This is a genomic window from Pseudomonas sp. NY15372 (assembly GCF_048068215.1).
Lineage (GTDB): Bacteria > Pseudomonadota > Gammaproteobacteria > Pseudomonadales > Pseudomonadaceae > Aquipseudomonas > Aquipseudomonas guariconensis_A.
In genome coordinates this window covers 24,318-48,297 of the sequence record NZ_JBLUPY010000024.1, presented here as the reverse complement: position 1 = coordinate 48,297, position 23,980 = coordinate 24,318, and the positions used below count along the sequence as shown (strand labels likewise).

The window sequence follows — 23,980 nt, the reverse complement described above, 5'->3', positions numbered from 1 at the left end:
CGAGGACAGGTCGATAGGCAGGCAGCCGGAGAACGCGCAGGAGCCGTGGCAGACGCGCCACAGTGCACCGCGCATCACCCTCCGTGATGCCGTTGGCAGTGACAGGCCGGTCTCCGGGCTCGTGAGCAGGGCCTTGGGCCCGTGGACCGCGCGCCTTCCCGGGTGCATGCACCCAGTGGCCCTGCGCGGCCTTTGACTCACCTACCGTTGCGGGGGCAGCGCCGGAATCGCGCCTTCGCTGGCGCCCACCGGCTTCCCAGTTTCACCCTGCCCAGCGTTGGCTGGCAGGGCACCTGAAACACGTCGCGAAGGTTAGAGGGTTGGACCGGGAGCGTCAAATGATGCAGGGGCTGTCGACAAAGGAAAGAAGCGATCCACCAGGTGAGGCGCGCCCAAACGCTCGACATAGGCGCTTCTGTCGAACGACTCACCGCTGCGCAAGTCATACACCGCGCCGCTTCGAGGCTTGCTCACCTGGTTGAGCCTGACCTTGACGAATCGGTAATCGACGCCGATGACCTCGGTGATTTCATCGATCTGGAAGTACGCCCCTGGCAGGAAAAGGGTCTCGACTTCATATTTATGCGCAGAGAACGGCCCGATCTGTTTGCCACTGTGGTAGCGGCCAGCCGGCAGCTCGAACACCACGGAGGTATCGTCGAAAACCCCTTCCAGGCCCCGGGTCGAAAGCTTGTCCGGATCGGCCGAAAATTTACGAATGATGTAGGGGTTTTCAGTGAAGGACGTCAGGTCGGTATTGACCAGAATGTCACCTGTATTGAAGCGCCCACTGCGAAAGTGCACACCACTGGTACCGCGCTCACCGCAACCACCCCGGTACAGAGGCACCTGGGCGTCGGCGGGTAGCTGCTCCAGGGAGTCGGCCAGCTTGTCCAGATAGCTGACCTCGTCGGCATAGTCGAAATGCCGCTGCCCCTGGCGCAGGTAATCATTGATGGCGTCATCCGCGGTGTAGATATCGATCAGGTGGTTTCTGAAAAGGCCATCGTGTTTGTAGGTATAGGTAGCGGCGCCATGGTCGTCGATGTAGTCGAACCCTTCATCGTCTACCAACGGTTCGGCGTCGCTCGCAAGTTCAGGTATGCCGGCCTGCTCGAGCAGATGTTCCTGGCGCGCCAAGGCGGCGTCCGACAAGGTCTCGCTGCGCTGTTCATCGGTGAGCATGTACTCATCCCAAAAGGCCGACGACTGCTGGGCAAGCCCGTCTCCTGGCGCGCCCGCCGCCAGGCGAGGCGCGCCCAGCAACTCCCATTCCCCCGCATCGTTCAGGCGTACAGGGCGTATCGGCCCGAAGGCGAACGGGTTGTCGGGGGGCACGATGAGCCAGGTTTTCAACTCGGTGCCATAGCGCACGCGATACGGCAGGCCCTGCAGTTCGATCCAGCATCCTCCCGTGGCATCGAGGCGGATGCCACGCAGCGCCTGGCTGCCTTGTTGCAGGCCATCCAGGATGTCATTAGCCTCCTGGGCTTCGAGCAAGCCCTGGGGCTGCGCAACTGGCTGCCAGCTGCCCAGCGACACGTCCGTTTCATGGAACGGCGCTCGGTAGGCCAAAGCGGCATGGCTGGCGCCGAAGCCGAGCTCGATCATGTTCAATGCGGCGAAAATCGAATCGACGATGGCGGCGCGCAAGGCCCCTTGCCGCGCCATACGGCTGCGTGCATGGGTAGCCGCATCCACGTCCAGCCAGAGCTTGGTCACCGACGCCGCCAGCAGTGCCAGGCTGATACCGGGCGACAATGGCACCAGCAAAGCGCCAACTTTGATGAAGGCCGCGAGATAACCGGTGAGCATGGCCTTGCGCAATTGCCGGTTGTCGACCATCAGCTGGGCGTTGTGGCGCATGTCGCTTCTGGCATCTTCCTGCAATTGGGAAAACAGCTGACTGTTGCCCGCCGTACTGGATTGCTGGAGCAGTTTCAGGGCCGCAGCATCGCTCGGGCTGTTGGCGAGCTGCTGCAGGGCATCCGCGGCCGCCTCGCGCCCATCGCCCAGATGCTCGTCGAAGATCACCGCCGCCCTCAATCGTCGCATGCCCTCGGCAGTGCCCGCCCAACCACGCAACCAGTGCGCCATGGCCTGCTCGGAGGCGAACCCGCGCAAGGCCTGCTCGTCGTAGGGCATGTATAGCCACACGCGCCCGCCGGTAGGGCGCAGGATATACAGGCAAGCTCTACCCACGCGCGGGCGATAGACGGTGATGGTGACCTCCCCCTCCCCGGCTACCTGGCGCAGCTCCTCCAGCGTCGGGGTTCGCCCGGAGCGCGCGAGCACGCTCGAGACGAGGGCGCGCACTTGCGGGGCATCCTGCGCTGTGATCCTTCCGTCCTGCTCGGCCTCCTTGCATTGGGCCAGCAGGCTGATCTTGGCCAGCACCCGGAAATCGTCGGCGCGCGCTCTCCAGAACCTCTCGATGTCGTCACGCACGACCTGGGCGAAGTCCAGTTTCCAAAAGTCCTTCTGGACATCCCGGGCGAGCATGGGCACTTCGTTGCGCTCGTCGAACCGCTGCGCATGCGGGCCCTGGGAATAGAATCCGCCATACAGGTCCAGTTCGTCCGTGGCGTCTTGAAAGCCCACATCGAAGCGCTCGATCATCAGCTCGGTGAAGCGCTGAGACTTGATGGGGCGTTGGTAATGAGCCCAACCCGTGAAGCTCCGACTGCTGGACGCCGCATCGGTGAACTGGTGCCACCAGACCTGGTCCGGATCCCAGTCCTTGCCGGTATGACGCCGCAGGACCTGTTCGGCGTGACGCTGGGCGAGTCGATAGGGGTCGGGGAAATGGTCCAGGAAATCGTCAGTCAGCCGTGTCAGCGCGCGCCCGGTATCGAGTACTTGGAGGTTGTGCAGCAATGTCTGTTGGATGTTGCGCATGGGAAGAAGGCCCTGGTGATCTAGAGCCCGCCATGGTTGCCAATGCCCCATTCGGCCGGTGGTAGATAGATCTGCACGCAGCGAATGAACCTACTCCAACGCATCCGACTCTCAATTTTCACAAGCTCCGCTGAGGATTCTGAGCATGGACAGGATGCGAACTTCGATACTGCTGGCCCTGGTCTTGAGCCTCGGCGCCTGCGGCGAGTCCGCTCGCCTGGATGTGAGCGATGGCAGCGGCCCTTCGCCGCAACTGCCGGAGCCGCGCAAGACGCTGCTCCCCACCATCAATATCGCGCCCGCGACCGGCTGGCCGGAAGGTGCCACGCCAAAGTCGGCGACCGGTACGCAAGTCGTTGCCTTTGCCAGGCAGCTGGACCACCCGCGCTGGCTGTATGTACTGCCCAATGGCGATGTGCTGGTAGCCGAGACCAATGCCCCACCCAAGCCTGAGGATGGCAAGGGGATTCGCGGCTGGGTGATGCGCAAGGTCATGGAGCGCGCCGGCGCTGGCGTGCCCAGTGCCAATCGCATCACCCTGCTGCGCGACGCCGATCACGATGGTGTGGCAGAGATTCGGACGACGTTCATCGAAGGGCTCAATTCGCCGTTCGGCATGGCGTTGGTGGGCAAGGACCTGTATGTCGCCAATACCGATCGGTTGCTGCGTTTTCATTATGAGCCGGGCGCCATGCAGCTACGCCAGGAAGGCCGCAAGGTGATAGACCTGCCTGGGGGTCCGCTGAATCACCATTGGACCAAGAACGTGATCGCCAGCCGTAACGGCAAGAAGTTGTATGTCACGGTCGGTTCCAACAGCAACGTGGGCGAGAACGGGCTGGACAAGGAGCAGGGCCGGGCGGCGATCTGGGAGGTCGACCCGGCCAATGGCGAACATCGGATCTTCGCGTCGGGCCTGCGCAACCCCAACGGGTTGGCCTGGGAACCGCGCACGGGCGTGTTGTGGACGGCCGTCAACGAGCGTGACGAGATCGGTAGCGACCTGGTGCCGGACTACATCACATCGGTCAAGGATGGAGGGTTCTATGGCTGGCCGTACAGCTACTACGGGCAGCATGTGGACTTGCGGGTCGAGCCGCAGGACCCGGCGAAGGTCGCACAGGCCATCGTGCCGGATTATGCGGTGGGGCCGCATACGGCGTCGCTTGGGCTTGAGTTCGCCCAGCCGGGGGGGCTGCCGGCGCCGTTCGAGCAGGGGGCATTCGTGGGGCAGCATGGGTCTTGGAATCGCAAGCCGCACAGTGGGTACAAGGTGATTTTCGTGCCGTTCAATGATGAGGGGAGGCCTGCCGGGAAGCCGGTGGATGTGTTGACGGGGTTTGTGGATGGTGAGGGGAAGGCGATGGGGAGGCCAGTGGGGGTGGTCAATGATGGGCGGGGTGGGGTTTTGGTGGCGGATGATGTGGGGGATGTGGTTTGGCGGGTTAGTCGGGGGTCTTGAGGGTTTGGGTTTGGTTTTTTGGATCGTGCGGGGTTCGTTTTTTGGTGGTGGCGCCACTAACGCTTTTCGCCTTTACGGCGACCTACTTTTGCACGCGGGCAAAAGTAGGCAAAAACCGCTGGCTCCTGCATCCGGCCCCGACGCTGCGCGCCGGGGTTCCCTCGCTCCGGCATTGCTCCCGGTGGGGCGCGGCGAAAAATAGACTGAATTGGTTGGCTGTTCTGGCCTAATCGCGGGACAAGCCCGCTCCCACAAGGACGGCGCGGGCGCAAGAATTGCGCGGTCCCCCTGTAGGAGCGGGCTTGTCCCGCGATTGGCCCGTGAGTTCACCGCCAATCTCACTCACCAGCCCAGGCGCCATCCGATACTTGCGCCAATTTCAACAGTTGCTGGCCCCAGAACCAAACCTCAGGGATTTTGCGCCAGGTGCCCTGCCGACAACACCCGCTTGGCCTGCAGGTAAGCCCGCGCCCAGTAGCTGTTGGACAGATAATCCAACCGCACCGTCCCGCCGCTGGACGGCGCATGCACGAACCGCCCCTCCCCCACGTAGATCCCCGCATGGCTGACCTGCGACCCACCGCCTGTGGCAAAGAACACTAGGTCACCCGACTGCAACGCATTGATATCCACGTTAGGCGCGCGCATCACGATCATCTCCCGCGTCGAACGCGGCAGCTTGATTCCCGCCGCGTCCCGGTACACATAGCCGATCAACCCGCTGCAATCGAACCCCGAGTCCGGCGTGTTGCCACCCCAGCGGTAAGGCGTGCCCACCAAGCCGATGGCGCGGAACAACACATCCTCCGCCACTGGGGAAAAAGCAGGTTGCTGGTTGAAGGTCACCACCGGCTTGGCCACCGGTGCAGGCGCCGGAGCTCGGCTGGAGCAGGCCGCGAGCAGTGCCGCCAGGGAAAGGAATGCGAAGCGCGCCAACATCGCCATGGTCAGAACATCCTGTCTGGAACCGTCCGGCCGCAGCCGAAGCCAAAAGAGTTGAGGAATTAGATTAGACGCTTTCTATAAATGCGCACGGCGGCGAGCTTTTCAGCATCGCCGCCGCGGAGGGTACAGCATTTTGATATCAGTTGCGCGAGATCGTGGTCGGTGCCATGGCCAGGGCGCGTTTGGCCTCGATGAACGTCTTGCTCCAGTAGCGATCGCCCAGACTGTCGATGCGCACGCCACCGCTGCGGCGGCTGCTGGAGTGGATGAACTGGTTGTCACCCAGATAGATGCCGGCATGGCTCACACGGCCACGGCCATTGGTGCTGAAGAACAGCAGGTCGCCTGGCTTGAGTTTATTGCGGGCAACCTTTGGTGCGTCGACGTTGATCATCTCGCGGGTCGAACGCGGCAGTTTCATTCCCGCTTCCTCACGGAACAGGTAGCCGATGAAACCACTGCAATCGAAACCGGACTTCTCCGAGGTACCGCCGTAACGGTAACGGGTGCCGATCAGCGACATGCCACGCTCCAGGATACTGTCGGCCAGGGCCGGCAGCTCATAGGGCTTGCTGTTGCTGGAAAAGGCTTCCAGGTCTTCTTCAGTGGCCAGCGGCGCTTCACCGAAAACGGAAGAGGCAGATGGCTTGATCAGCTCGGCGGTATGCGCCGCGAGCGATTGTTGATCCTGTGGCTGGGAAACAGGGCCTTGGGAGGCGCAGCCAAAAAGCAGGGTCACGAGTGCAAGTGGCACGAGGGGTGCGAAGCGCGTCAGCATGGGCACGACCGTGTCTGTAATCCTTTAGAAGGGGGAAACTATGCCCTCTATCATGGCCATTTGCAAATTTTATCGAAAAAAATGTGACTTTTCTGTTTTCAGGCTCTGGGGCGCTGTTTTCAGGGGGTTACCAACCCAGGGTTTCCTTGAGGAACGGGATGGTCAGCTTGCGCTGCGCTTGAAGGGAAGCCTGGTCGAGACGCTCGAGCAGGTCGAACAGCGCACTCATGCTGCGAGCGCCACGGGTGAGGATGAAATGGCCGACCTCATCGGTCAGGTGCAGCCCGCGACGTGAAGCGCGCAGTTGCAGGGCGCGCAGCTTGTCTTCATCGGACAGGCCGCGCATCTGGAAGATCAACGCCAGGGTCAGGCGCGACTTGAGGTCGGGCAATTTGATCGGCAACTCGCGCGGTGAGCTGGACGCCGCCAGCAACAGCCGCCGGCCACTGTCGCGCAGGCGGTTGAACAAGTGGAACATGGCCTCTTCCCAATCGGCCTTGCCGGCGATCACGTGCAGATCGTCGATGCACACCAGTTCGTATTGCTCCAGGTAATCGAGCAACGTCACGCCACGGTCGAGCAATTGGGCCAGGGGCAGGTAGACGGCTGGTTCGCCCAGTTGCTGGAAACGGTGGGTAGCGGCCTGGAGCAGGTGCGTGCGGCCAACACCCTGCTTGCCCCATAGGTAGATGAGGCTCTCGGTCCAGCCGGCGTCGGCTTCGCAAAGCCGCTCGACGTAACCCAATGCCGCGGCATTGGCGCCCGGATAGTAGTTGATGAAGGTGGCGTCATCGCGCAGACGCACACCCAGGGGCAACTGGATCGGTTTCATGCTGGCGGGCGGTCGCGAGGACCACAGGGGGCCTTTGGTGAACAGTGTGCAAAGTCTATACCCGCAACGCGGGCGGCACAATCTGTGAGGGTAATAGGGCAAGTAAAATCAATGGGTTGCATGATGTTCTGGCCTTGCCGGCACGGTTGCATGGCAAGGGCCGCGACGCGGCCCCTACTCTTCTAAAGCTTCGGGTCGATATCCCCGGCATACATGTCCGATTCCTTGTAGAGGTCATGCACATGCCGCAGCAATACCATGATCACCGCAGCCACCGGCAAGGCCAGCAGCACACCCGTGAAGCCGAACAGCTCGCCACCGGCCAGGATCGCGAAGATCACCGCCACCGGGTGCAGGCCAATGCGGTCGCCCACCAGCAATGGCGTCAGCACCATACCTTCGAGCGCCTGGCCGACCATGAACACCGCGACGATGCCGAGCATGGCATAAGGATCGCCGCCGAACTGGAACAGGCCCGCGATCAATGCCGCGCCGATGCCGATGATGAACCCCATATACGGCACGATGGCCGCAAGCCCGGCCAACAGGCCGATCAGCAGCCCCAGCTCCAGGCCCACCAGCATCAGCCCACCTGCATAGATCAAGCCGAGCGCCAGCATCACCAGCAACTGGCCGCGAACGAAGGCGCCCAGCACCTCATGGCACTCCCCCGCCAGGCCCATGACCTGGGTTTCGCGATTGCGTGGCAAGAGGCTGCGCAGCTTGGCCATCATCAGATCCCAATCGCGCAGCAAATAGAAACCTACCACCGGAATCAGCACCAGGTTGGCCAGCCAGGCGAGCAAGGCCAGCCCCGAGGCCGTGGCCTGGGACACCACCACACCGACGATGTCAGTGGTTTGGCCCATGTGCGCGCCGATGGCGGCCTTGATCTTGTCGAACTTCCAGAAGCCATCGGCCAGGCCCAACCGGCCCTGCACCCAGGGCAGCGCCACATGCTGCAGCCAATCGAGCATCTGCGGGGCCAGTTCGTACAAGCGCACCAGCTGTTTGGCCAGCATCGGTACCAACACCAGCAGCAGGGCCAGGAACAGCAAGGCGAACAGGCTGAACACCACCACCACGCCCCAGGTCCGCGACAGGCCCAGGCGCTCCAGGCGATCGACGAGGGGGTCGGCGAGGTAGGCAAGCAGGATGCCGACCAGGAACGGCGACAGGATGTTATGCAGGCAATAGAGCAGCACGGCGACCAGCAACGCCACACCCAGCCACGCCCAACGGCGCATATCGATCATGCGTGGCACTCCTTACCAGCGAAAGCGCAGGCCGTCGAACGGCTTGGGCGCCGCCGGCTGGGGCGTGCCCGGTGGCTGCGACGCCGCGGTAGCATCGGGCTGCGGCGCAGGCGCCTGCTCAGGCGGCAGCTCCTGGAGCTTGGCCAGGCCCAGCTGGGCGCGCAGTTGCTCGCGGTTGCCAGTGACGCTGTAGGTCAAGGTATCGCCTTCAGCCTGGCGCAGGCGTGGGCCGTAGGGCTCGAGCACGCGGCTGAGCTCGGCATAGCGCGGCAGGTTCATGCCCTGCACCTGGAGCTGCAACTGGCTGCTGGCACCCGGGCGGGTGACGTAGCGCGGTGCCAGGCGGCTGCTGACCGCCAGCATCACCGCATCGGCCAGGGCAGCCTGGTCGGCTGCCTCGACGTTGCCTTGCTCGCGCTGGTCACCCAGCCACAGTTGCCACTTACCCTGCCACTTGCCGTCCGTTTCCTGGGCATGCACCGCCAGCATGGCATCGGCGTTATAACGCTCGGACGCCTCACGCAAGGGGGCCGGGTCGTTGCCCTCCAATTGCTGGGCATTGGCCACCAATTGTTCTTGCAGGTCGCCCAGCGGCAAACGCAGCGGCAGGCCTCGGTGCTGGGCGGCACGTCGCAACGGCCCGGCGGCGGACTGCCCGTCGCCTACCAGGTTGCTGCCTTCGACGCTGTCGTTCAGCCACCAGCCGAGGACCGACGGCCGGTTGCTGCCCCACAGGGCAAGGCCGGCCTGGCGCAGGGCGCGTTCGGTACTGCCAGGGTCGAATTCCACCACCAAGGCCTCGGGCGGACCTGCCTCAGTGCCTACCTGGTTGATGATTTGCTGCGGGTCCTTGCGCAATGCTGCAAGGCCCGGGCTCTGGGCTGCCTTGGGGTCGCCGGTCAGGCGCAGTACCAGGGTGTCCAGAGCCTTGCTGGTGGCCTGGGCGCGTGCTTCGCTACCCTGCCCGTCGATAGGCTCACGGACCTGGTAGAGCCCGGAGACGGTTTCGGCCTGTGCAACGGCACTGCCCACGACCAGGCAAGCGACCGCCAGGTGATTGAGAAAACGCATGAAGGATTCCTGTCCAGATGTCCAAGGGGCGTCGGATACCCAATGTGCCGGTTTGACCCCGGCACGGCGAAAACGCTCCGCCGCGCCAGCCGATTCGGCCCGCCGCCTTTCCTATTACCTTATACAGGCACCGGCCCGGCAACCAGTCACAGCCTGTGAAAGGATGTTTTTTGCCAGATTCACGCCCTGCCCGTCGGCCTGAGGATGGCCGCTGCCCGGCAACCCTGATAAAATCGCGCGCCTTCGCAGACCAGTGACGTACAGGCAGCCGCCGCCCTTCGAGCCGGCCTTGGCCGTCGCGGTCGTTTTCCCGAATCCCTCCCTCCTAAAGGCCTGGATCAATGAGCAAGCAACCCTCCCTGAGCTACAAGGACGCCGGTGTAGACATCGACGCCGGCGAAGCACTGGTCGAACGCATCAAGGGCGTGGCCAAGCGCACCGCACGCCCTGAAGTCATGGGTGGCCTGGGCGGCTTCGGCGCCCTCTGCGAGATCCCGGCCGGCTACAAGCAGCCGGTTCTGGTCTCCGGCACCGACGGCGTGGGCACCAAGCTGCGCCTGGCGCTGAACCTGAACAAGCACGACAGCATCGGCCAGGACCTGGTGGCCATGTGCGTCAACGACCTGGTGGTCTGCGGTGCCGAGCCGCTGTTCTTCCTCGACTACTACGCCACCGGCAAGCTCAACGTCGACGTGGCCGCCACCGTGGTCACCGGCATCGGCGCCGGCTGTGAGCTGGCAGGCTGCTCCCTGGTCGGTGGTGAAACCGCCGAAATGCCAGGCATGTACGAGGGCGAGGACTACGACCTGGCCGGCTTCTGCGTCGGCGTGGTGGAAAAGGCCGAGATCATCGACGGCTCCAAGGTCGCCACCGGTGATGCCCTGATCGCCCTGCCCTCCTCCGGCCCGCACTCCAACGGCTACTCGCTGATCCGCAAGATTCTCGAAGTGTCCGGTACCGACATCGAGAACACCCAGCTCGACGGCAAGCCGCTGGCCGACCTGCTGATGGCGCCGACCCGCATCTACGTCAAGCCGCTGCTCAAGCTGATCAAGGACACCGGTGCGGTCAAGGCCATGGCCCACATCACCGGCGGCGGCCTGCTGGACAACATCCCGCGCGTGCTGCCCGACAATGCCCAGGCCGTGATCGACGTGGCTAGCTGGCAGCGCCCGGCGGTGTTCGACTTCCTGCAGGAGAAAGGCAACGTCGACGAGCACGAGATGCATCGCGTCCTGAACTGCGGCGTCGGCATGGTCATCTGCGTCGCGCAAGACAAGGTCGACAGCGCCCTGCAGGTGCTGCGTGACGCTGGCGAGCAGCCATGGGTCATCGGCCGCATCGCCGAGGCACCCGCCGGTGCCGCCCAGGTCGAGCTGCAGAACCTCAAGGCGCACTGATGCCAAGCAAGACCTGTAATGTCGTGGTACTGCTGTCGGGCTCCGGCAGCAACCTGCAAGCGCTGATCGACGCCAACCGTGGCGACGATAGCCCTGTGCGCATTCGCGGCGTGATTTCCAATCGCGCCGACGCCTACGGCCTGCAGCGGGCCCAGGCGGCCGGTATCGAAACCGCCGTGCTGGCCCACGGTGGCTTCGAGGGCCGCGAAGCCTTCGATACAGCGCTGATGGCGCTGATCGACGGCTTCGAGCCGGACCTGGTGGTGCTCGCCGGTTTCATGCGTATCCTCAGTGGCGGGTTCGTCCGCCACTACCAGGGCCGCCTGCTCAACATCCACCCGTCACTGTTGCCCAAGTACAAAGGGCTGCACACCCATCAGCGGGCGCTGGAAGCGGGCGACGCGGAACATGGTTGCAGCGTACACTTCGTCACCGAGGAACTCGATGGCGGCCCCTTGGTCGTACAGGCAGTGGTACCGGTTGAGCCAGGCGATACACCCGACAGCCTGGCCCAGCGTGTTCATCGCCAGGAACACCAGATCTACCCGCTGGCGGTGCGCTGGTTCGCCGAAGGACGCTTGTGCCTGGGCGAACAGGGTGCATTACTGGATGGCCAGCCCTTGGCGGCCAGCGGTCACTTGATTCGACCCTAGGAGAATTTATGCGTCGTGCCCTGCTCTTGGCTCTCGCCGTGCTCGCCCTGCCGCTCCAGGCAGCTGATCTGAAGCCTTTCTCGGCCAGCTATACCGCCGACTGGAAGCAGCTGCCCATGAGTGGCACTGCCGAGCGCAGCCTGGAAAAGAACGCCAACGGTACCTGGAACCTTAATTTCAAGGCTTCCATGATGATCGCCAGCCTGACCGAGCAAAGCACTCTGCGCCTGGACAACGACACCCTGCTGCCACAGAAGTACCACTTCGAACGTGGCGGCTTGGGCAAAGCGAAGAAGGTCGACCTGACCTTCGACTGGGACAGCAAGAAGATCACCGGTTCCGACCGTGGCGATGCCGTCAGCCTGCCACTCAACCGTGGTGTGCTGGACAAATCTTCTTACCAACTGGCCCTGCAGCATGACGTGGCCGCAGGCAAGAAGAGCATGACCTACCAGGTGGTCGATGGCGACGAGATCGACACCTACGACTTCCGCGTGCTCGGCACCGAGAAGGTCACCACCAAGACCGGCCAGGTCGATGCCGTGAAGGTCGAGCGCGTGCGCGACCCGAGCCAGAGCAAGCGCATCACCGAGCTGTGGTTCGCCAAGGACTGGGACTACCTGCTGGTACAGCTGCGCCAGGTCGAGACCGATGGCAAGGAGTATGTGATCGTGCTGCAGGACGGTACGGTCGATGGCAAGTCGGTGAAGGGTAACTGATCACCGCTGCCTGCAATGCCCGAAGCCCCGCTTGATGCGGGGCTTCTTTTTGCCTGGAATCTGTTCGCGGCCTGGGCCGCCCCAATCGCGGGGCAAGCCCGCTCCCACAGGCTACCGCCGCTTCCTAGGACTGCGGCAAACCTTGGGAGCGGGCTTGTCCCGCGATTGGGCCAGGCCTGGATGAAACTTGTTTCATCGTCGTTTTAATTTACTTAGCCTGCTAACAAACTCTATAAAAGAGACCTGCGACACGTTGCCGCAGCCAATCGAAAGTGGAGTTTAACGATGACAGTCCAAGTAACCGAACGCGACGAATCGAAAATGTCCCACGAAAGCCAGGCCCACGGCCTGCGGATCTGGGACGTGCACCAGCAAGGCGAACTGGTGGGCATGTTCCACTCCGAGCAGGAGGCCCAGCAGTATCGCAGCGAGCTGGAGTGCCTGGAAAACCAGCGTAGTACGCAGTGAACCCCAGTACACAGTGGGGCCGCTTCGCGGCCCTATCGCGGCACAAGGCCGCTCCTACAGGGATCGTGCGAGTCCTGTAGGAGCGAGCCAATTACCACATGAGGTCGTCAGGAATCTTGTAAGCGGCGTACGGATCGTCCTCGTCCGCTTCCTCGACATGGGTATTGAGCAGCAGGATGCGATGCGGGTCGCGCTCCTGGATCTTCACCGCGGCTTCACGCGGGATCACCTCGTAGCCGCCGCCGAAGGAGACGATCGCCAAGGCGCCGTTGCTGAGCTTGCTGCGCATCAGGGCGTTGACGGCAATGCGCTTGACCTTCTTGTCGTCGACGAAGTTGTAGTAGTCCTCGGTGTTGAGCTTGGGCAAGCGGGTCGCTTCGATCAATTGCTTGATTTGCGCGGCACGGGCCTTCTGCTCGGCCTTTTCCTGCAGCTGGCGGTTCAGCTCCTGGTCTTTTTTGGCCTTCTCGGCCATGGCTTCCTTGGCCTGACGCTGCTGGGTGTCGTCGACCTCGACCTGGCCCTTGTGCTCCAGGCGTTTCTGTTTCTTCTCGGCTTTGTTGACCTGCTTGACCTGTTTCTGGTTGACCAGACCGGCCTTGAGCAATTGGTCGCGAAGGGAAAGGCTCATGTATTCACTCACTTATGCAACAGCTCAGCCGCAGCTGGGCAGGTTCTTTTCCTGACGCTTGGCTTCGCCCCACAGGGCGTCCAGTTCATCAAGGGTACAATCTTCGATCGGGCGGCCACTGTCACGCAATGCCTGTTCGATGAAGCGGAAACGTCGTTCGAACTTGCGGTTGGCCCGGCGCAGGGCGTTTTCCGGGTCATGCTTGAGGTGTCGAGCGAGGTTGACGGTGGCGAACAGCAGGTCACCGATTTCGTCCTCCAGGGCATCACCATCGCCGTCGGCCATGGCCTGCAGCACTTCATCGAGCTCTTCCCGGACTTTGTCCAACACCGGCAAGGCGTCAGGCCAGTCGAAACCGACGGTGGCCGCGCGCTTTTGCAGCTTGGCCGCGCGCGACAGGGCTGGCAATGCCGCCGGCACGTCGTCGAGCAGCGACAACTGCTCGGGCTCGCTCTTCTCGGCGCGCTCCTGGGCCTTGATCTCTTCCCAGCGTGACTTGACCTGGGCCTCGCTCAGGCGGGGGGTATCCAAGGGTGCGTACAGGTCACCGGTGGGGAAGACATGCGGGTGCCGGCGGACCAGCTTGCGGGTGATGCTGTCGACCACGCCATCGAAGGCGAAGCGCCCTTCTTCTCGGGCCAGCTGGCTGTAGTAGACCACCTGGAACAGCAGGTCGCCCAACTCGCCCTGCAAGTGTTCGAAGTCGCCGCGTTCGATGGTATCGGCGACCTCGTAGGCCTCCTCGAGGGTGTGCGGGACGATGCTCGCGTAGTTCTGCTTCAGGTCCCACGGGCAGCCGTGTTGCGGGTCGCGCAGGCGGGCCATGAGGTGCAGCAGGTCGTCGAGGGTGTAGGTCATGTCAGTCGGTTCCTGGGCGAGGGCTTCGCCCTCGATCGCCGGCAGCCGGCTCCCACCGGGTATCAGGCTATTGTGTGGGAGCCGGCTTGCCGGCGATGGGCCGCACAGCGACCCCGGTGTTCAAGGGGTGCGATTACGCCGCGTCTCGATGATGTTCGGCAACTGCGAGATCCGCCCCAGCAGGCGCCCGAGGGCATCCAGCCCGGGGATTTCGATGGTCAGCGACATCAAGGCGGTGTTGTCTTCCTTGTTCGAGCGGGTGTTGACCGCCAGTACGTTGATCTTCTCGTTGAGCAGTACCTGAGACACGTCGCGCAGCAACCCCGGGCGGTCGTAGGCACGGATGATGATGTCGACCGGGTAGGTCTGCACCGGGATCGGCCCCCAGCTGACCTGGATCATCCGCTCCGGCTCCTTGCCGGCCAGCTGCAGCACCGAGGCACAGTCCTGGCGGTGGATACTCACGCCTCGGCCCTGGGTGATGTAGCCGACGATGGCATCGCCCGGCAGCGGCTGGCAGCAGCCGGCCATCTGCGTGAGCAGGTTGCCGACGCCCTGGATCTGGATGTCGCCACGCTTGCCGGAACGGGTGCCGCTGGCCTTGCGCGGGATCAGCTCGATCTGCTCGTTGCGCTCGGGCTCGAGCAGCTGCTGGGCGGCGTTGACCATGTGGGCCAGGCGCAGGTCGCCAGCGCCCAGGGCGGCGAACATGTCCTCGGCGGTCTTGACGTTGGCCTTCTCGGCCAGGCGCTCGAAGTCGACCTGGGGCAGGCCCAGGCGGCTCAGCTCGCGCTCGAGCAAGGTCTTGCCGGCGGCGACGTTCTGGTCGCGGGCCTGCAGTTTGAACCAATGGACGATCTTGGCCCGCGCCCGAGACGTGGTGACATAGCCCAGGTTGGAGTTCAGCCAGTCGCGGCTCGGGCTGCCGTGCTTACTGGTGATGATCTCCACCTGCTCGCCGGTCTGCAGGCTGTAGTTCAGCGGCACGATGCGCCCGTTGATCTTGGCGCCACGGCAGTTGTGACCGATCTCGGTGTGCACGCGGTAGGCAAAGTCCAGCGGCGTGGCGCCCTTGGGCAGGTCGATGGCATGGCCGTCGGGGGTGAACACATAGACCCGGTCCGGCTCGATATCGACCCGCAACTGCTCGGCCAGCCCGCCGATGTCGCCCAGCTCTTCGTGCCACTCGAGCACCTGGCGCAGCCAGGAAATCTTCTCTTCGTAGTGGTTGGAGCTGGACTTGACGTCGGTGCCCTTGTAGCGCCAGTGGGCACAGACGCCCAGCTCGGCCTCCTCGTGCATGGCGTGGGTGCGGATCTGCACCTCCAGCACCTTGCCCTCCGGGCCGATCACTGCGGTGTGCAACGAGCGGTAGCCGTTCTCCTTGGGGTTGGCGATGTAGTCGTCGAACTCCTTGGGGATGTGCCGCCAGAGGGTATGGACGATACCGAGCGCGGTGTAGCAGTCGCGGATCTCCGGGACCAATACCCGTACCGCACGCACGTCATAGATCTGGCTGAACTCCAGGCCCTTGCGCTGCATCTTGCGCCAGATGGAATAGATATGTTTCGCCCGGCCGCTGATGTCGGCATTGACGCCGGTGGCCAGCAGCTCGTTCTGCAGCTGGTTCATCACGTCGGTGATGAAGCGCTCGCGGTCGAGGCGGCGCTCGTGCAGAAGCTTGGCGATCTGCTTGTACTGATCGGGTTCGAGGTAGCGGAAGGATAAGTCCTCCAGCTCCCACTTGATGTGACCGATGCCCAGGCGGTGGGCGAGCGGTGCATAGATGTCGAACACCTCGCGTGCCACGCGCAGGCGTTTTTCGTCATCGGCGGCCTTGACCGCACGGATGGCGCAGGTACGTTCGGCCAGCTTGATCAGGGCGACGCGAACGTCGTCGACCATGGCCACCAGCATCTTGCGCAGATTCTCCACCTGGGCCTGGGAGCCGAGCACCAGCGACTGGCGCGGGCTGAGGCTGGCGCTGATCGCCGCCATGCGCAGCACACCGTCGATCAGCTTGGAGACCACCGGGCCGAACCGCTGGCCGACCTCGGCCAGGGTCACCTTGCCTTCGCGCACCGAGCGGTAGATCACCGCCGCCACGAGGGAGTCCTGGTCGAGCTTGAGGTCCGCGAGGATTTCGGCGATCTCGAGGCCGGCCTGGAAGCTGGACGTGCCATCGGCCCAGGAATGCTTGGCCGGGTTGCCCTTCTTCTCGACCTCCTGGGCGAAATCGCAGGCCTCCTTGAGCGCCTTGCGGTCCAGCGCCGAGTCGACGCTCACCACATGATCCAGCCATGCTTCGAGATTGATACTACCGTCGGTATTGACCGGCTGGTGCACTCTCACCTGTACCATCTTTCTTTTACCTTTCCATACAGCGCACCCCACGGATGCGCTGGCAATCACCGTACGACGCCCAGTCCCTGGACACCGCACCAAGGGGCCAGCCTGGCTAGCCCGCTTCGAATAACGCCATGGCCTCGACATGCGCCGTCTGAGGAAACATGTCGAGAATCCCGGCCCTTGTTAACCGGTACCCCTGCCCTACCAGCACCTGGGCGTCTCGCGCCAGCGTGGCCGGGTTGCAGGACACATAGACCAACCGCCTGGCCTTCAGGCGTGCGATGTTTTGCACCACCTCGAAGGCACCGTCGCGCGGTGGATCCAAGAGTACCGCAGAAAAGCCCTCGGCGGCCCATCCGGCGCCGTCCAAAGGCTGAGATAAATCGGCCTGAAAAAAGCGTGCATTATGCACTTTGTTGGCCTGGGCGTTGGCCGCCGCCCGCTCGACCATGGCCTGGACACCTTCCACCGCCACCACTTCACGGGCCTGCCGGGCCAACGGCAGAGCGAAGTTGCCCAGGCCGCAGAACAGGTCCAGCACCCGCTCCTCGGGCTGCGGCGCAAGCCATGCCAGGGCCTGCTCGATCATCGCCGTGTTGACCTGAGCGTTGACCTGCACGAAATCCCCCGGCCGCCAGGCAAGTTCCAGCCCCCAGGGTTCGAGGGCAAAGCCCAGCGCCTGGCCTGCCCGTACCGGCGCCGGCTCGCCTTCGCCCTGCAGCCACAACTGGGCACCGACTTCTTCGCAGAAGGCCTCCAGGCGCGCCAGGTCATCTGCCGGCAACGGCGCCACATGCCGCACCAGAACCGCCTCGGCGGTACCGCTGAACAGCTCGACATGCCCCAGCGCCTGAGGTTTTCCCAGACTGCGCAGCACACCCGGCAAACGGCGGAAGATCGTTTGCAAGGGCTGTACCAGGACCAGGCATTCGTCTATGGCGACGATATCCTGGCTGGCCTCGGCGCGAAAACCTACCTCCAGCTGGCGTGCCTTGGGGTCCCAACGCACCGCGACCCGCGCCCGCCGCCGGTAGCCGAATTCAGGCCCCACCAGCGGTTCGGCCCAGTGTTCGGGCTGCACGCCTGCCACGCGCTGCAGCTGCTCAGCCAGCAAACGCTGCTTGAGCGCCAGCTGCCCCTCGTGGGGCAGGTGTTGCAGGTTGCAACCCCCACAGCGGGCGTAATACCGGCAAGGTGCCTCGCGCCGTTCGGAGCTGGCCTGCAGCACCCGCTCCAGGCGCGCCTCGACCACTTTGCCGCGTGCACCGAGCACCCGGGCTTCGACAGCCTCGCCCGCCAGGGCACCGCTGACGAACCAGGTACGCCCTTCCAGAAAGGCGATGCCCCGGCCGTCACCGGCCAGACGTTCGATGTCCAGGCGTTGTTTCTTGCCTACCGGCACCTGGGGCGCGCGGTTGCCGCCGGCCGGTTGGAAACGCAGGCCGCCGTTGCTTTTCTTTCTGGACATCAGGTTGCGTCGAACAGGCCGGTGGACAGGTAACGGTCGCCACGGTCGCAGATGATCGCCACCATGACCGCATTTTCGACCTCGCGAGACAGGCGCAGCATGGCCGCGACCGCACCACCGGAGGACACACCACAGAAAATGCCCTCTTCACGGGCCAGACGGCGGGTAGTCTGCTCGGCTTCTTCCTGGGACATGTCGACCACGCGGTCGACACGGGTCGCATCGAAGATCTTCGGCAGGTATTCCTCGGGCCAGCGACGGATACCGGGGATGGCCGAGCCTTCCATCGGTTGCAGGCCGACGATCTGCACCGCCGGGTTCTGCTCCTTGAGGTACTGCGAGCAGCCCATGATTGTGCCAGTGGTGCCCATGGAGCTGATGAAGTGGGTGATGCTGCCCTGGGTCTGCTGCCAGATCTCCGGGCCTGTGCTGGTGTAATGGGCGATCGGGTTGTCGCCATTGGCGAACTGGTCGAGCACCAGGCCACGGCCTTCGGCCTGCAGTTTGTCGGCCAGGTCGCGGGCGCCCTCCATGCCCTCCTCCTTGCTGACCAGGAGCAGTTCGGCGCCATAGGCGGTCATCGCCGCCTTGCGCTCGGCGGTGGCGTTGTCGGGCATGATCAGGATCATCTTGTAGCCCTTGATCGCCGCCGCCATGGCCAGGGCGATGCCGGTGTTGCCGGAGGTGGCCTCGATCAGGGTGTCGCCCGGCTTGATCTGGCCGCGCAGCTCGGCGCGGGTGATCATCGACAGCGCCGGGCGGTCCTTCACGGAGCCTGCCGGATTGTTGCCTTCGAGCTTGAGCAGGAGGGTGTTGCTGGTGGCACCTGCGATGCGCTGCAGGCGAACCAGGGGCGTATTGCCGACGCAATCGGCGATGGTTGGGTACTGCAAGGTCATGGCGTAGTTCACAATCCGGACGGCAGGGGCGACTATCATACCGGCAAACGTTTCCTCGCCATATCACGCAATCTGTAGTCGCTATAGCTACAAGCTATAAGACGACGCGCCGCCCCGTGTAGGGGGACGGCGCCGTGGCGGGCAAGCGCATGCACAGGCGCAGGCCCTGCTTTCCGTTCTCAGCCCACAACGTCCCGCCCTGGCGCTGGATCGCGCTGCGGGCGATGCTCAGTCCGAGGCCGAAACCTCCATCGCCCGGGCGGGAGCCGTCCAGGCGCGAGAACGGGGCGAAGATGCGCTCCAGGTCTGCTTCGGCCACTCCACCCCCCTGGTCTTCCAGGAAGATGCGCCAATACCCGCCCTCGCGCTGGCCTCCCAAGCGTACCAGCCCTTGTTCGGGGGAGTGGCGGATCGCGTTGCGCAGCATGTTCTCCAGAGCCTGGGCCAAATAGTTGAGATTGCCTTGCACCCAGCAGTCGACGGGCAGTTCGCAGCGCAACCGCGCCGGTGACCAGCCGCTTTCGTAGCAGGCGTCTTCGGCCAGCATGTCCCACAGGGCCTGGAGCTGGATCGGCTCGAGGTTCATCGGCGTGCGCTCGGCGTCCTGCCACGCCAGTTGCAGGGTGTTCTCCACCAACTGCTGCATGCAGTCCACTTCACGCCCTACACGCTCGGCCAGGCGCTGCCGGTCAGTTTCCCCGTCACAGGCCACGCGTAGGCGGCTGAGCGGTGTACGCATTTCGTGGGACAGGTCGCGCAGCATCTGCTGCTGCATGGCCACGGTGCCCTGTAGGCGCTCGGCCATCTGGTCGAAGGCCCGGGCCAGCTCGCCCAGTTCGTCGTGGCGGCCGATGGTGCGCGAGTCCAGGCGCGCCGAGAGTTGGTCGGCGCGCCAGGCATTGGCCTGCTCGCGCAACTGGTTCAACGGCACGATCAGCATGCGGTACAGACCCACGCACAGCAGCAAGGTGAACAGGCCCGGGATGACGCCGTTGGTCAGCACCTGCCAGAACAGTCGGTAGCGGCCGGGGTTGAGGCGCTCCGGCAGCTCTATCACCAGCATGCCCTGCTCCGGCGCGCCGGGGAACGGCAGGCGCAGCCAGGGCTGGGTGACGCTGCGGCGGCTCATGGGCCAGTCGACACCGCGCAGGTGCGTCAGTTGCTGGACCTCTTCAACGGACAGGCTGGCGCTGCCCAACGGCCTGAGCTCTGCATCGAGCACGCCAACCCAGCCCGCGCCCTGTTCGCGCATCCGGGCCAGCCACTGGTCGACGCCGGAGCGGCCGCCTTCGCGCCAGGCACGCTCGGCTTCGCCGGCCCAGGCCAGCAGTTCTTCGCGGGCCGACGCGTCGAGGTAGGCATTGCGGGTTTCCATGTGCCGGCCCCAGGTGTAGCTCAGGCCGATCATCAGCAAGCAGAAGCCCACTAGAAGAATGGAGAGTCTCCAGAACAACGAGTGGCGGTCGAGCACCGTCAGTCCGCCTCACCGGCGCAGAGCATGTAGCCCTTGCCCCAGACCGTGCGGATCTGCCGCTCGTGGTAGCCGATCACCTTGAGCTTGCGGCGGATCTGGCTGACGTGCATGTCCAGGCTGCGGTCGTGGCGCGAATAGCCTCGCTGCAGCACCTGCTGGTAAAGGAACGGTTTGCTCAACACTTCGTCCTGGCTGCGGTTGAGGGTATCGAGCAGGCGGTATTCACTGGGCGTCAGCCCGGCCCACAGACCATCGAGCCAGACGTCGCAGGCGCCGTCATCGAAGCGCAGCTGCCCGTTGGCCACCTCGCGCGAACCCTGGTGACGCCGCTCGAGGGCGACGCGCCGCAGGATCGCCTCGATGCGCACACGCAGTTCGGCCATGCTGAAGGGTTTGGGCAAGTAGTCGTCGGCACCGCGCTGGAAACCGGTAATGCGGTCGGCCTCGGCCCCCAGGGCCGACATCAGGATCACCGGGGTGGCGCTGTGCCTGCGCAATTGGGCCAGTGCATCCAGGCCATTGAGGCCGGGCAGCAGGATGTCCATCAGGACCACATCGAACACTTGGCGACCGGCGGCCTTCAGGCCCTCAAGGCCGTTGCGGCACCAGGTCACCTGGAAGCCGTCACGCTGCAGCTCCTCGTTCAGGTAGGCGCCAAGTACAGGGTCGTCCTCGATGACGAGAATGGAGGACTGGTTAACAGCTACGGGATTCATTGGCTTGTGACATTGATTCTCAGTTGCGCAATTATTGGCCATGCTAGCGCACCAAGGCAACCGGGTTTCGACCGGTGACGGCTTTTGGCCACCCTTGCCGGAGCTGCATTTGCATTGAATGAGGGCCCTGGCTGCATTAAACAGATACAAATAAGTGCATCAGGCCGCCTACCGGGGTAACGTTCGGCCTGGGGCCGTCCCTATGATGACGGCATGCAAGCACATGACAGGAGACAGATGTGCTCGATCGCTTGGGAATCAGAAGCCGGGTCCTGCTGTTGGCCCTGCTGCCCGCCGGCCTGATGGCGCTGGTGCTGGGGAGTTATTTCACCTGGCTGCAGCAGAACGAGCTGCGCACCCAGCTGTTCCAGCGCGGCAAGATGCTCGCCGAACAGTTGGCCCCGCTGGCGGCGCCAGCCCTCGCCCACCCGGCCCAAGCCCAGCTCGAACGGATCGCCGCCCAGGCCTTGGAGCAAACCGACGTGCGCGCCGTGGCATTCCTCGCCCCAGACCGCACGCGCCTGGCCCATGCCGGCCCCAGCATGCTCAACCTGGCCCCCACCGGTGGCACCGGCACCCAGTTGCTGCAGCGCACCGGCAACGATGCCACCCGTTACCTCATGCCGGTGTTCGGCCATCACCGCGACCTGGCCACCGAGGCCGTGCCCGCCGAGGCCGAGCGCCTGCTGGGCTGGGTGGAAATCGAGCTGTCCCACGACGGCACCTTGCTGCGCGGCTACCGCAGCCTGTTCACCAGCGTGCTGCTGATCCTAGGCTGCCTGGCGCTTACCGTACTGCTCGCCTTGCGCATGAGCCGCACCATCAACGACCCGATCAACCGCATCAAGCACGCCGTCACCCAACTGAAGGACGGCAACCTGGAAGAGCGCCTGCCGGCGATGGGCAGCCACGAGTTGGACGAGCTCGCCGCCGGCATCAACCGCATGGCCGAGACCCTGCACAATGCCCATGAAGAGCTGCAGCACAGCATCGACCAGGCCACCGAGGACGTGCGCCAGAACCTGGAAACCATCGAGATCCAGAACATCGAGCTGGACATGGCGCGCAAGGAGGCCCTGGAGGCCAGCCGTATCAAGTCCGAATTCCTGGCCAATATGAGCCATGAGATCCGCACGCCGCTCAATGGCATCCTCGGCTTTACCCACCTGCTGCAACGCAGCGAGCTGACGCCGCGCCAGCTCGACTACCTGAACACCATCGAAAAGTCCGCCGACAACCTGTTGGGGATCATCAACGAGATCCTCGACTTCTCCAAGATCGAGGCAGGCAAGCTGGTGCTCGACAGCATCCCCTTCAACCTGCGCGACCTGATCCAGGACACCCTGACCATCCTCGCGCCGGCCGCCCATGCCAAGCAGCTGGAGCTGCTCAGCCTGGTCTATCGCGACACGCCCCTGTCGCTGGTCGGTGACCCGCTGCGGCTCAAGCAGATCCTCACCAACCTGGTGAGCAACGCGATCAAGTTCACCCGCGAAGGTACCATCGTGGTGCGGGCCATGCTCGAGGACGAGCAGGAAGACAACGTGCAGCTTCGCATCAGTGTGCAGGACACCGGCATCGGCCTGTCGCCCCAGGACGTGCGCACCCTGTTCCAGGCCTTCAGCCAGGCCGACAACTCGTTGTCGCGCCAACCCGGCGGCACCGGCCTTGGGTTGGTGATTTCCAAGCGTCTGATCGAACAGATGGGCGGTGAGATCGGCGTCGACAGCACGCCGGGCGAAGGCTCGCAGTTCTGGATCAGCCTGAGCCTGCCCCGGGCCCATGACGATGCCGGGGAGCAGCCCTTGCAGCCGCTGCTCGGCCGCCGCGCGGCTATCGTCGATGGTCACGAGCTGGCACGCCAGGCGCTGGAGCATCAACTGGAGGACTGTGGCCTGAACGTCAGCCTGTTCGCCTCCTTCGACCAACTGCTGCAAGGCGTCCAGGCGGCCGCCCAGGCAGGCCAGCCGTTCGACTTCGCCGTGCTCGGGGCCAACCTGGGCAGCCTCTCGCCAGAGCAGCTTGGCCACTACCACCAGCAACTGGAACGCCTCGACTGCCTGTGCGTAGTGCTGTGTCCGACCACCGAACACGCGCTGTACCACCCCTACCTGCCCAACGGCCATGGCCAGTTGCTGTCCAAGCCGGCCTGCACGCGCAAGCTGCGCCGCCTGCTGCTGGAACTGGTGCAGCCGCGCCGGCCGCTGGCCGAGCCGCGCGGCGCTGGCAACCCGCGGGCGCCGAAGATCCTCTGCGTGGACGACAACCCGGCCAACCTGTTGCTGGTGCAGACCTTGCTCGAAGGCCTGGGCGCCGACGTGCTGGCGCTGGACAACGGCTTCGCGGCGGTGCAGGCCGTGCAGAGCGAGCCCTTCGACCTGGTGCTGATGGATGTGCAGATGCCCGGCATGGACGGCCGCGCCTGCACCGAGCAAATTCGCCTCTGGGAAGCCAGCCAGAGCGGCAACCCGCTGCCTATCGTCGCCCTCACCGCCCACGCCATGGCCAACGAGAAACGCGCCCTGCTGCACAGCGGCATGGACGACTACCTGACCAAGCCGATCAGCGAGCGTCAACTGGCCCAGGTGGTGATGAAGTGGACCGGGCTGAGCCTGGCCCCGCAGCAACAGGAACGCGGTGACGAGCGCCTGCCCGACAGCACCGAGCTGAAGGTGCTCGACCCTGACGAAGGGCTGCGCCTGGCAGCGGGCAAGCCGGACCTGGCCGCCGACATGCTGGCCATGCTGTTGGCTTCGCTGGAGACCGACCGCGACTCGATCCGCAACGCCCGCGAGCGCGGCGACCGCATGGCGATGATCGAGCGGGTGCACCGGCTCAATGGCGCCTCGCGCTACTGTGGCGTGCCTCAACTGCGTGCCGCCTGCCAGCGCAGCGAGACCCTGCTCAAGCAGGACAGCCCCCAGGCCCAGCAGGCCCTGGATGAGCTGGAACGAGCCATTACCCGGCTGGCGGCCCAGGCGCGACTGAGCGCCTGAACTCAGGGCCCGATCCCAGGCAAGGGCCTTATCCAAAAGGCCGCCCTGGATCAACGCCCATGGTCTCCAACTGGCTACACTGGGCGCAACACGAAACCTAGAGGTGC

19 protein-coding genes and 1 riboswitch are annotated in these 23,980 nt (G+C 64.3%); of the genes, 6 read left to right on the top strand and 13 right to left on the bottom strand.

The features are described from left to right. Positions 1–86: 86 nt before the first annotated feature. A riboswitch (cobalamin riboswitch) is annotated at positions 87–312 on the bottom strand. Next, positions 313–2,898, bottom strand: coding sequence for a dermonecrotic toxin domain-containing protein (locus ACNFG0_RS16335; RefSeq protein ID WP_416765623.1), 2,586 nt, complete (start codon positions 2,896–2,898; stop codon positions 313–315). A gap of 154 nt (positions 2,899–3,052) precedes the next feature. On the opposite strand from ACNFG0_RS16335, the gene ACNFG0_RS16330 reads away from it, so the two are divergent. Continuing rightward, positions 3,053–4,360, top strand: coding sequence for a PQQ-dependent sugar dehydrogenase (locus ACNFG0_RS16330; RefSeq protein ID WP_416765634.1), 1,308 nt, complete (start codon positions 3,053–3,055; stop codon positions 4,358–4,360). A 408-nt stretch (positions 4,361–4,768) separates the two neighbouring features. Here ACNFG0_RS16330 and ACNFG0_RS16325 read toward each other — a convergent pair whose 3' ends face one another. The 5 genes from ACNFG0_RS16325 to ACNFG0_RS16305 all read right to left on the bottom strand — a co-directional run bounded on the left by ACNFG0_RS16325 (position 4,769) and on the right by ACNFG0_RS16305 (position 9,242). Further along, on the bottom strand, positions 4,769–5,305 hold the full coding sequence (locus ACNFG0_RS16325; RefSeq protein WP_196146263.1) for a C40 family peptidase: 537 nt from the start codon (positions 5,303–5,305) through the stop codon (positions 4,769–4,771). Between the two features lie 139 nt (positions 5,306–5,444). Further along, on the bottom strand, positions 5,445–6,083 hold the full coding sequence (locus tag ACNFG0_RS16320) for a C40 family peptidase (protein WP_196146262.1): 639 nt from the start codon (positions 6,081–6,083) through the stop codon (positions 5,445–5,447). Between the two features lie 127 nt (positions 6,084–6,210). Beyond that, positions 6,211–6,915: a DnaA regulatory inactivator Hda gene (hda, locus tag ACNFG0_RS16315; protein ID WP_084858700.1), complete on the bottom strand. Its 705-nt coding sequence runs from the start codon at positions 6,913–6,915 to the stop codon at positions 6,211–6,213. A gap of 182 nt (positions 6,916–7,097) precedes the next feature. After that, positions 7,098–8,171: an AI-2E family transporter gene (locus tag ACNFG0_RS16310; RefSeq protein ID WP_196146261.1), complete on the bottom strand. Its 1,074-nt coding sequence runs from the start codon at positions 8,169–8,171 to the stop codon at positions 7,098–7,100. 12 nt (positions 8,172–8,183) lie between these two features. Next, complete coding sequence (locus ACNFG0_RS16305) at positions 8,184–9,242, bottom strand: DUF2066 domain-containing protein (protein ID WP_416765620.1); 1,059 nt, start codon at positions 9,240–9,242, stop codon at positions 8,184–8,186. Between the two features lie 341 nt (positions 9,243–9,583). On the opposite strand from ACNFG0_RS16305, the gene purM reads away from it, so the two are divergent. The 4 genes from purM to ACNFG0_RS16285 all read left to right on the top strand — a co-directional run bounded on the left by purM (position 9,584) and on the right by ACNFG0_RS16285 (position 12,482). Then, positions 9,584–10,642 carry a phosphoribosylformylglycinamidine cyclo-ligase gene (gene purM / locus ACNFG0_RS16300; protein ID WP_196146259.1) on the top strand — a complete coding sequence of 353 codons (1,059 nt, stop codon included), beginning with the start codon at positions 9,584–9,586 and terminating at the stop codon, positions 10,640–10,642. Next, positions 10,642–11,295, top strand: a complete 654-nt coding sequence (gene purN, locus ACNFG0_RS16295) for a phosphoribosylglycinamide formyltransferase (protein WP_196146258.1) — start codon at positions 10,642–10,644, stop codon at positions 11,293–11,295. The genes purM and purN overlap by 1 nt, the downstream gene beginning before the upstream one ends. An 8-nt stretch (positions 11,296–11,303) precedes the next feature. Then, positions 11,304–12,014: a DUF3108 domain-containing protein gene (locus tag ACNFG0_RS16290; RefSeq protein ID WP_196146257.1), complete on the top strand. Its 711-nt coding sequence runs from the start codon at positions 11,304–11,306 to the stop codon at positions 12,012–12,014. Positions 12,015–12,299: 285 nt separating this feature from the next. Then, complete coding sequence (locus ACNFG0_RS16285; protein WP_196146256.1) at positions 12,300–12,482, top strand: hypothetical protein; 183 nt, start codon at positions 12,300–12,302, stop codon at positions 12,480–12,482. Between the two features lie 91 nt (positions 12,483–12,573). Here the strand turns inward: ACNFG0_RS16285 and ACNFG0_RS16280 are convergent, their stop codons facing one another. The 7 genes from ACNFG0_RS16280 to ACNFG0_RS16250 form a co-directional block, all read right to left on the bottom strand. Beyond that, positions 12,574–13,113 carry a DUF2058 domain-containing protein gene (locus ACNFG0_RS16280; protein ID WP_196146255.1) on the bottom strand — a complete coding sequence of 180 codons (540 nt, stop codon included), beginning with the start codon at positions 13,111–13,113 and terminating at the stop codon, positions 12,574–12,576. A 24-nt stretch (positions 13,114–13,137) separates the two neighbouring features. Next, positions 13,138–13,971 carry a nucleoside triphosphate pyrophosphohydrolase gene (gene mazG / locus ACNFG0_RS16275; protein WP_196146254.1) on the bottom strand — a complete coding sequence of 278 codons (834 nt, stop codon included), beginning with the start codon at positions 13,969–13,971 and terminating at the stop codon, positions 13,138–13,140. Positions 13,972–14,091: 120 nt separating this feature from the next. Further along, on the bottom strand, positions 14,092–16,332 hold the full coding sequence (gene relA / locus ACNFG0_RS16270) for a GTP diphosphokinase (RefSeq protein ID WP_084858691.1): 2,241 nt from the start codon (positions 16,330–16,332) through the stop codon (positions 14,092–14,094). Positions 16,333–16,429: 97 nt separating this feature from the next. After that, positions 16,430–17,788: a 23S rRNA (uracil(1939)-C(5))-methyltransferase RlmD gene (gene rlmD, locus ACNFG0_RS16265; protein WP_416765617.1), complete on the bottom strand. Its 1,359-nt coding sequence runs from the start codon at positions 17,786–17,788 to the stop codon at positions 16,430–16,432. Next, positions 17,788–18,687 carry a cysteine synthase CysM gene (gene cysM / locus ACNFG0_RS16260; RefSeq protein WP_416765632.1) on the bottom strand — a complete coding sequence of 300 codons (900 nt, stop codon included), beginning with the start codon at positions 18,685–18,687 and terminating at the stop codon, positions 17,788–17,790. The genes rlmD and cysM overlap by 1 nt, the downstream gene beginning before the upstream one ends. 94 nt (positions 18,688–18,781) lie before the next feature. Then, entirely contained in the window at positions 18,782–20,158 is a 1,377-nt protein-coding gene (locus tag ACNFG0_RS16255) for a histidine kinase sensor domain-containing protein (RefSeq protein WP_416765615.1), read from the bottom strand. Positions 20,159–20,160: 2 nt separating this feature from the next. Further along, positions 20,161–20,877: a response regulator transcription factor gene (locus ACNFG0_RS16250; protein WP_416765614.1), complete on the bottom strand. Its 717-nt coding sequence runs from the start codon at positions 20,875–20,877 to the stop codon at positions 20,161–20,163. A gap of 239 nt (positions 20,878–21,116) precedes the next feature. Here ACNFG0_RS16250 and ACNFG0_RS16245 point away from each other — a divergent pair, with 239 nt between their 5' ends. Beyond that, a complete protein-coding gene (locus ACNFG0_RS16245) occupies positions 21,117–23,873 on the top strand; it encodes a response regulator (protein WP_416765612.1) in 2,757 nt (918 codons plus the stop codon). The last annotated feature ends 107 nt before the right edge of the window (positions 23,874–23,980 follow it).

Bases quoted from the DNA above. Each gene is read 5' to 3' on its own strand.
- ACNFG0_RS16335 (WP_416765623.1), bottom strand. From the start codon at position 2,898: ATGCGCAACATCCAACAGACATTGCTGCACAACCTCCAAGTACTCGAT.
- ACNFG0_RS16330 (WP_416765634.1), top strand. From the start codon at position 3,053: ATGCGAACTTCGATACTGCTGGCCCTGGTCTTGAGCCTCGGCGCCTGC.
- ACNFG0_RS16325 (WP_196146263.1), bottom strand. From the start codon at position 5,305: ATGGCGATGTTGGCGCGCTTCGCATTCCTTTCCCTGGCGGCACTGCTC.
- ACNFG0_RS16320 (WP_196146262.1), bottom strand. From the start codon at position 6,083: ATGCTGACGCGCTTCGCACCCCTCGTGCCACTTGCACTCGTGACCCTG.
- hda (WP_084858700.1), bottom strand. From the start codon at position 6,915: ATGAAACCGATCCAGTTGCCCCTGGGTGTGCGTCTGCGCGATGACGCC.
- ACNFG0_RS16310 (WP_196146261.1), bottom strand. From the start codon at position 8,171: ATGATCGATATGCGCCGTTGGGCGTGGCTGGGTGTGGCGTTGCTGGTC.
- ACNFG0_RS16305 (WP_416765620.1), bottom strand. From the start codon at position 9,242: ATGCGTTTTCTCAATCACCTGGCGGTCGCTTGCCTGGTCGTGGGCAGT.
- purM (WP_196146259.1), top strand. From the start codon at position 9,584: ATGAGCAAGCAACCCTCCCTGAGCTACAAGGACGCCGGTGTAGACATC.
- purN (WP_196146258.1), top strand. From the start codon at position 10,642: ATGCCAAGCAAGACCTGTAATGTCGTGGTACTGCTGTCGGGCTCCGGC.
- ACNFG0_RS16290 (WP_196146257.1), top strand. From the start codon at position 11,304: ATGCGTCGTGCCCTGCTCTTGGCTCTCGCCGTGCTCGCCCTGCCGCTC.
- ACNFG0_RS16285 (WP_196146256.1), top strand. From the start codon at position 12,300: ATGACAGTCCAAGTAACCGAACGCGACGAATCGAAAATGTCCCACGAA.
- ACNFG0_RS16280 (WP_196146255.1), bottom strand. From the start codon at position 13,113: ATGAGCCTTTCCCTTCGCGACCAATTGCTCAAGGCCGGTCTGGTCAAC.
- mazG (WP_196146254.1), bottom strand. From the start codon at position 13,971: ATGACCTACACCCTCGACGACCTGCTGCACCTCATGGCCCGCCTGCGC.
- relA (WP_084858691.1), bottom strand. From the start codon at position 16,332: ATGGTACAGGTGAGAGTGCACCAGCCGGTCAATACCGACGGTAGTATC.
- rlmD (WP_416765617.1), bottom strand. From the start codon at position 17,788: ATGTCCAGAAAGAAAAGCAACGGCGGCCTGCGTTTCCAACCGGCCGGC.
- cysM (WP_416765632.1), bottom strand. From the start codon at position 18,687: ATGACCTTGCAGTACCCAACCATCGCCGATTGCGTCGGCAATACGCCC.
- ACNFG0_RS16250 (WP_416765614.1), bottom strand. From the start codon at position 20,877: ATGAATCCCGTAGCTGTTAACCAGTCCTCCATTCTCGTCATCGAGGAC.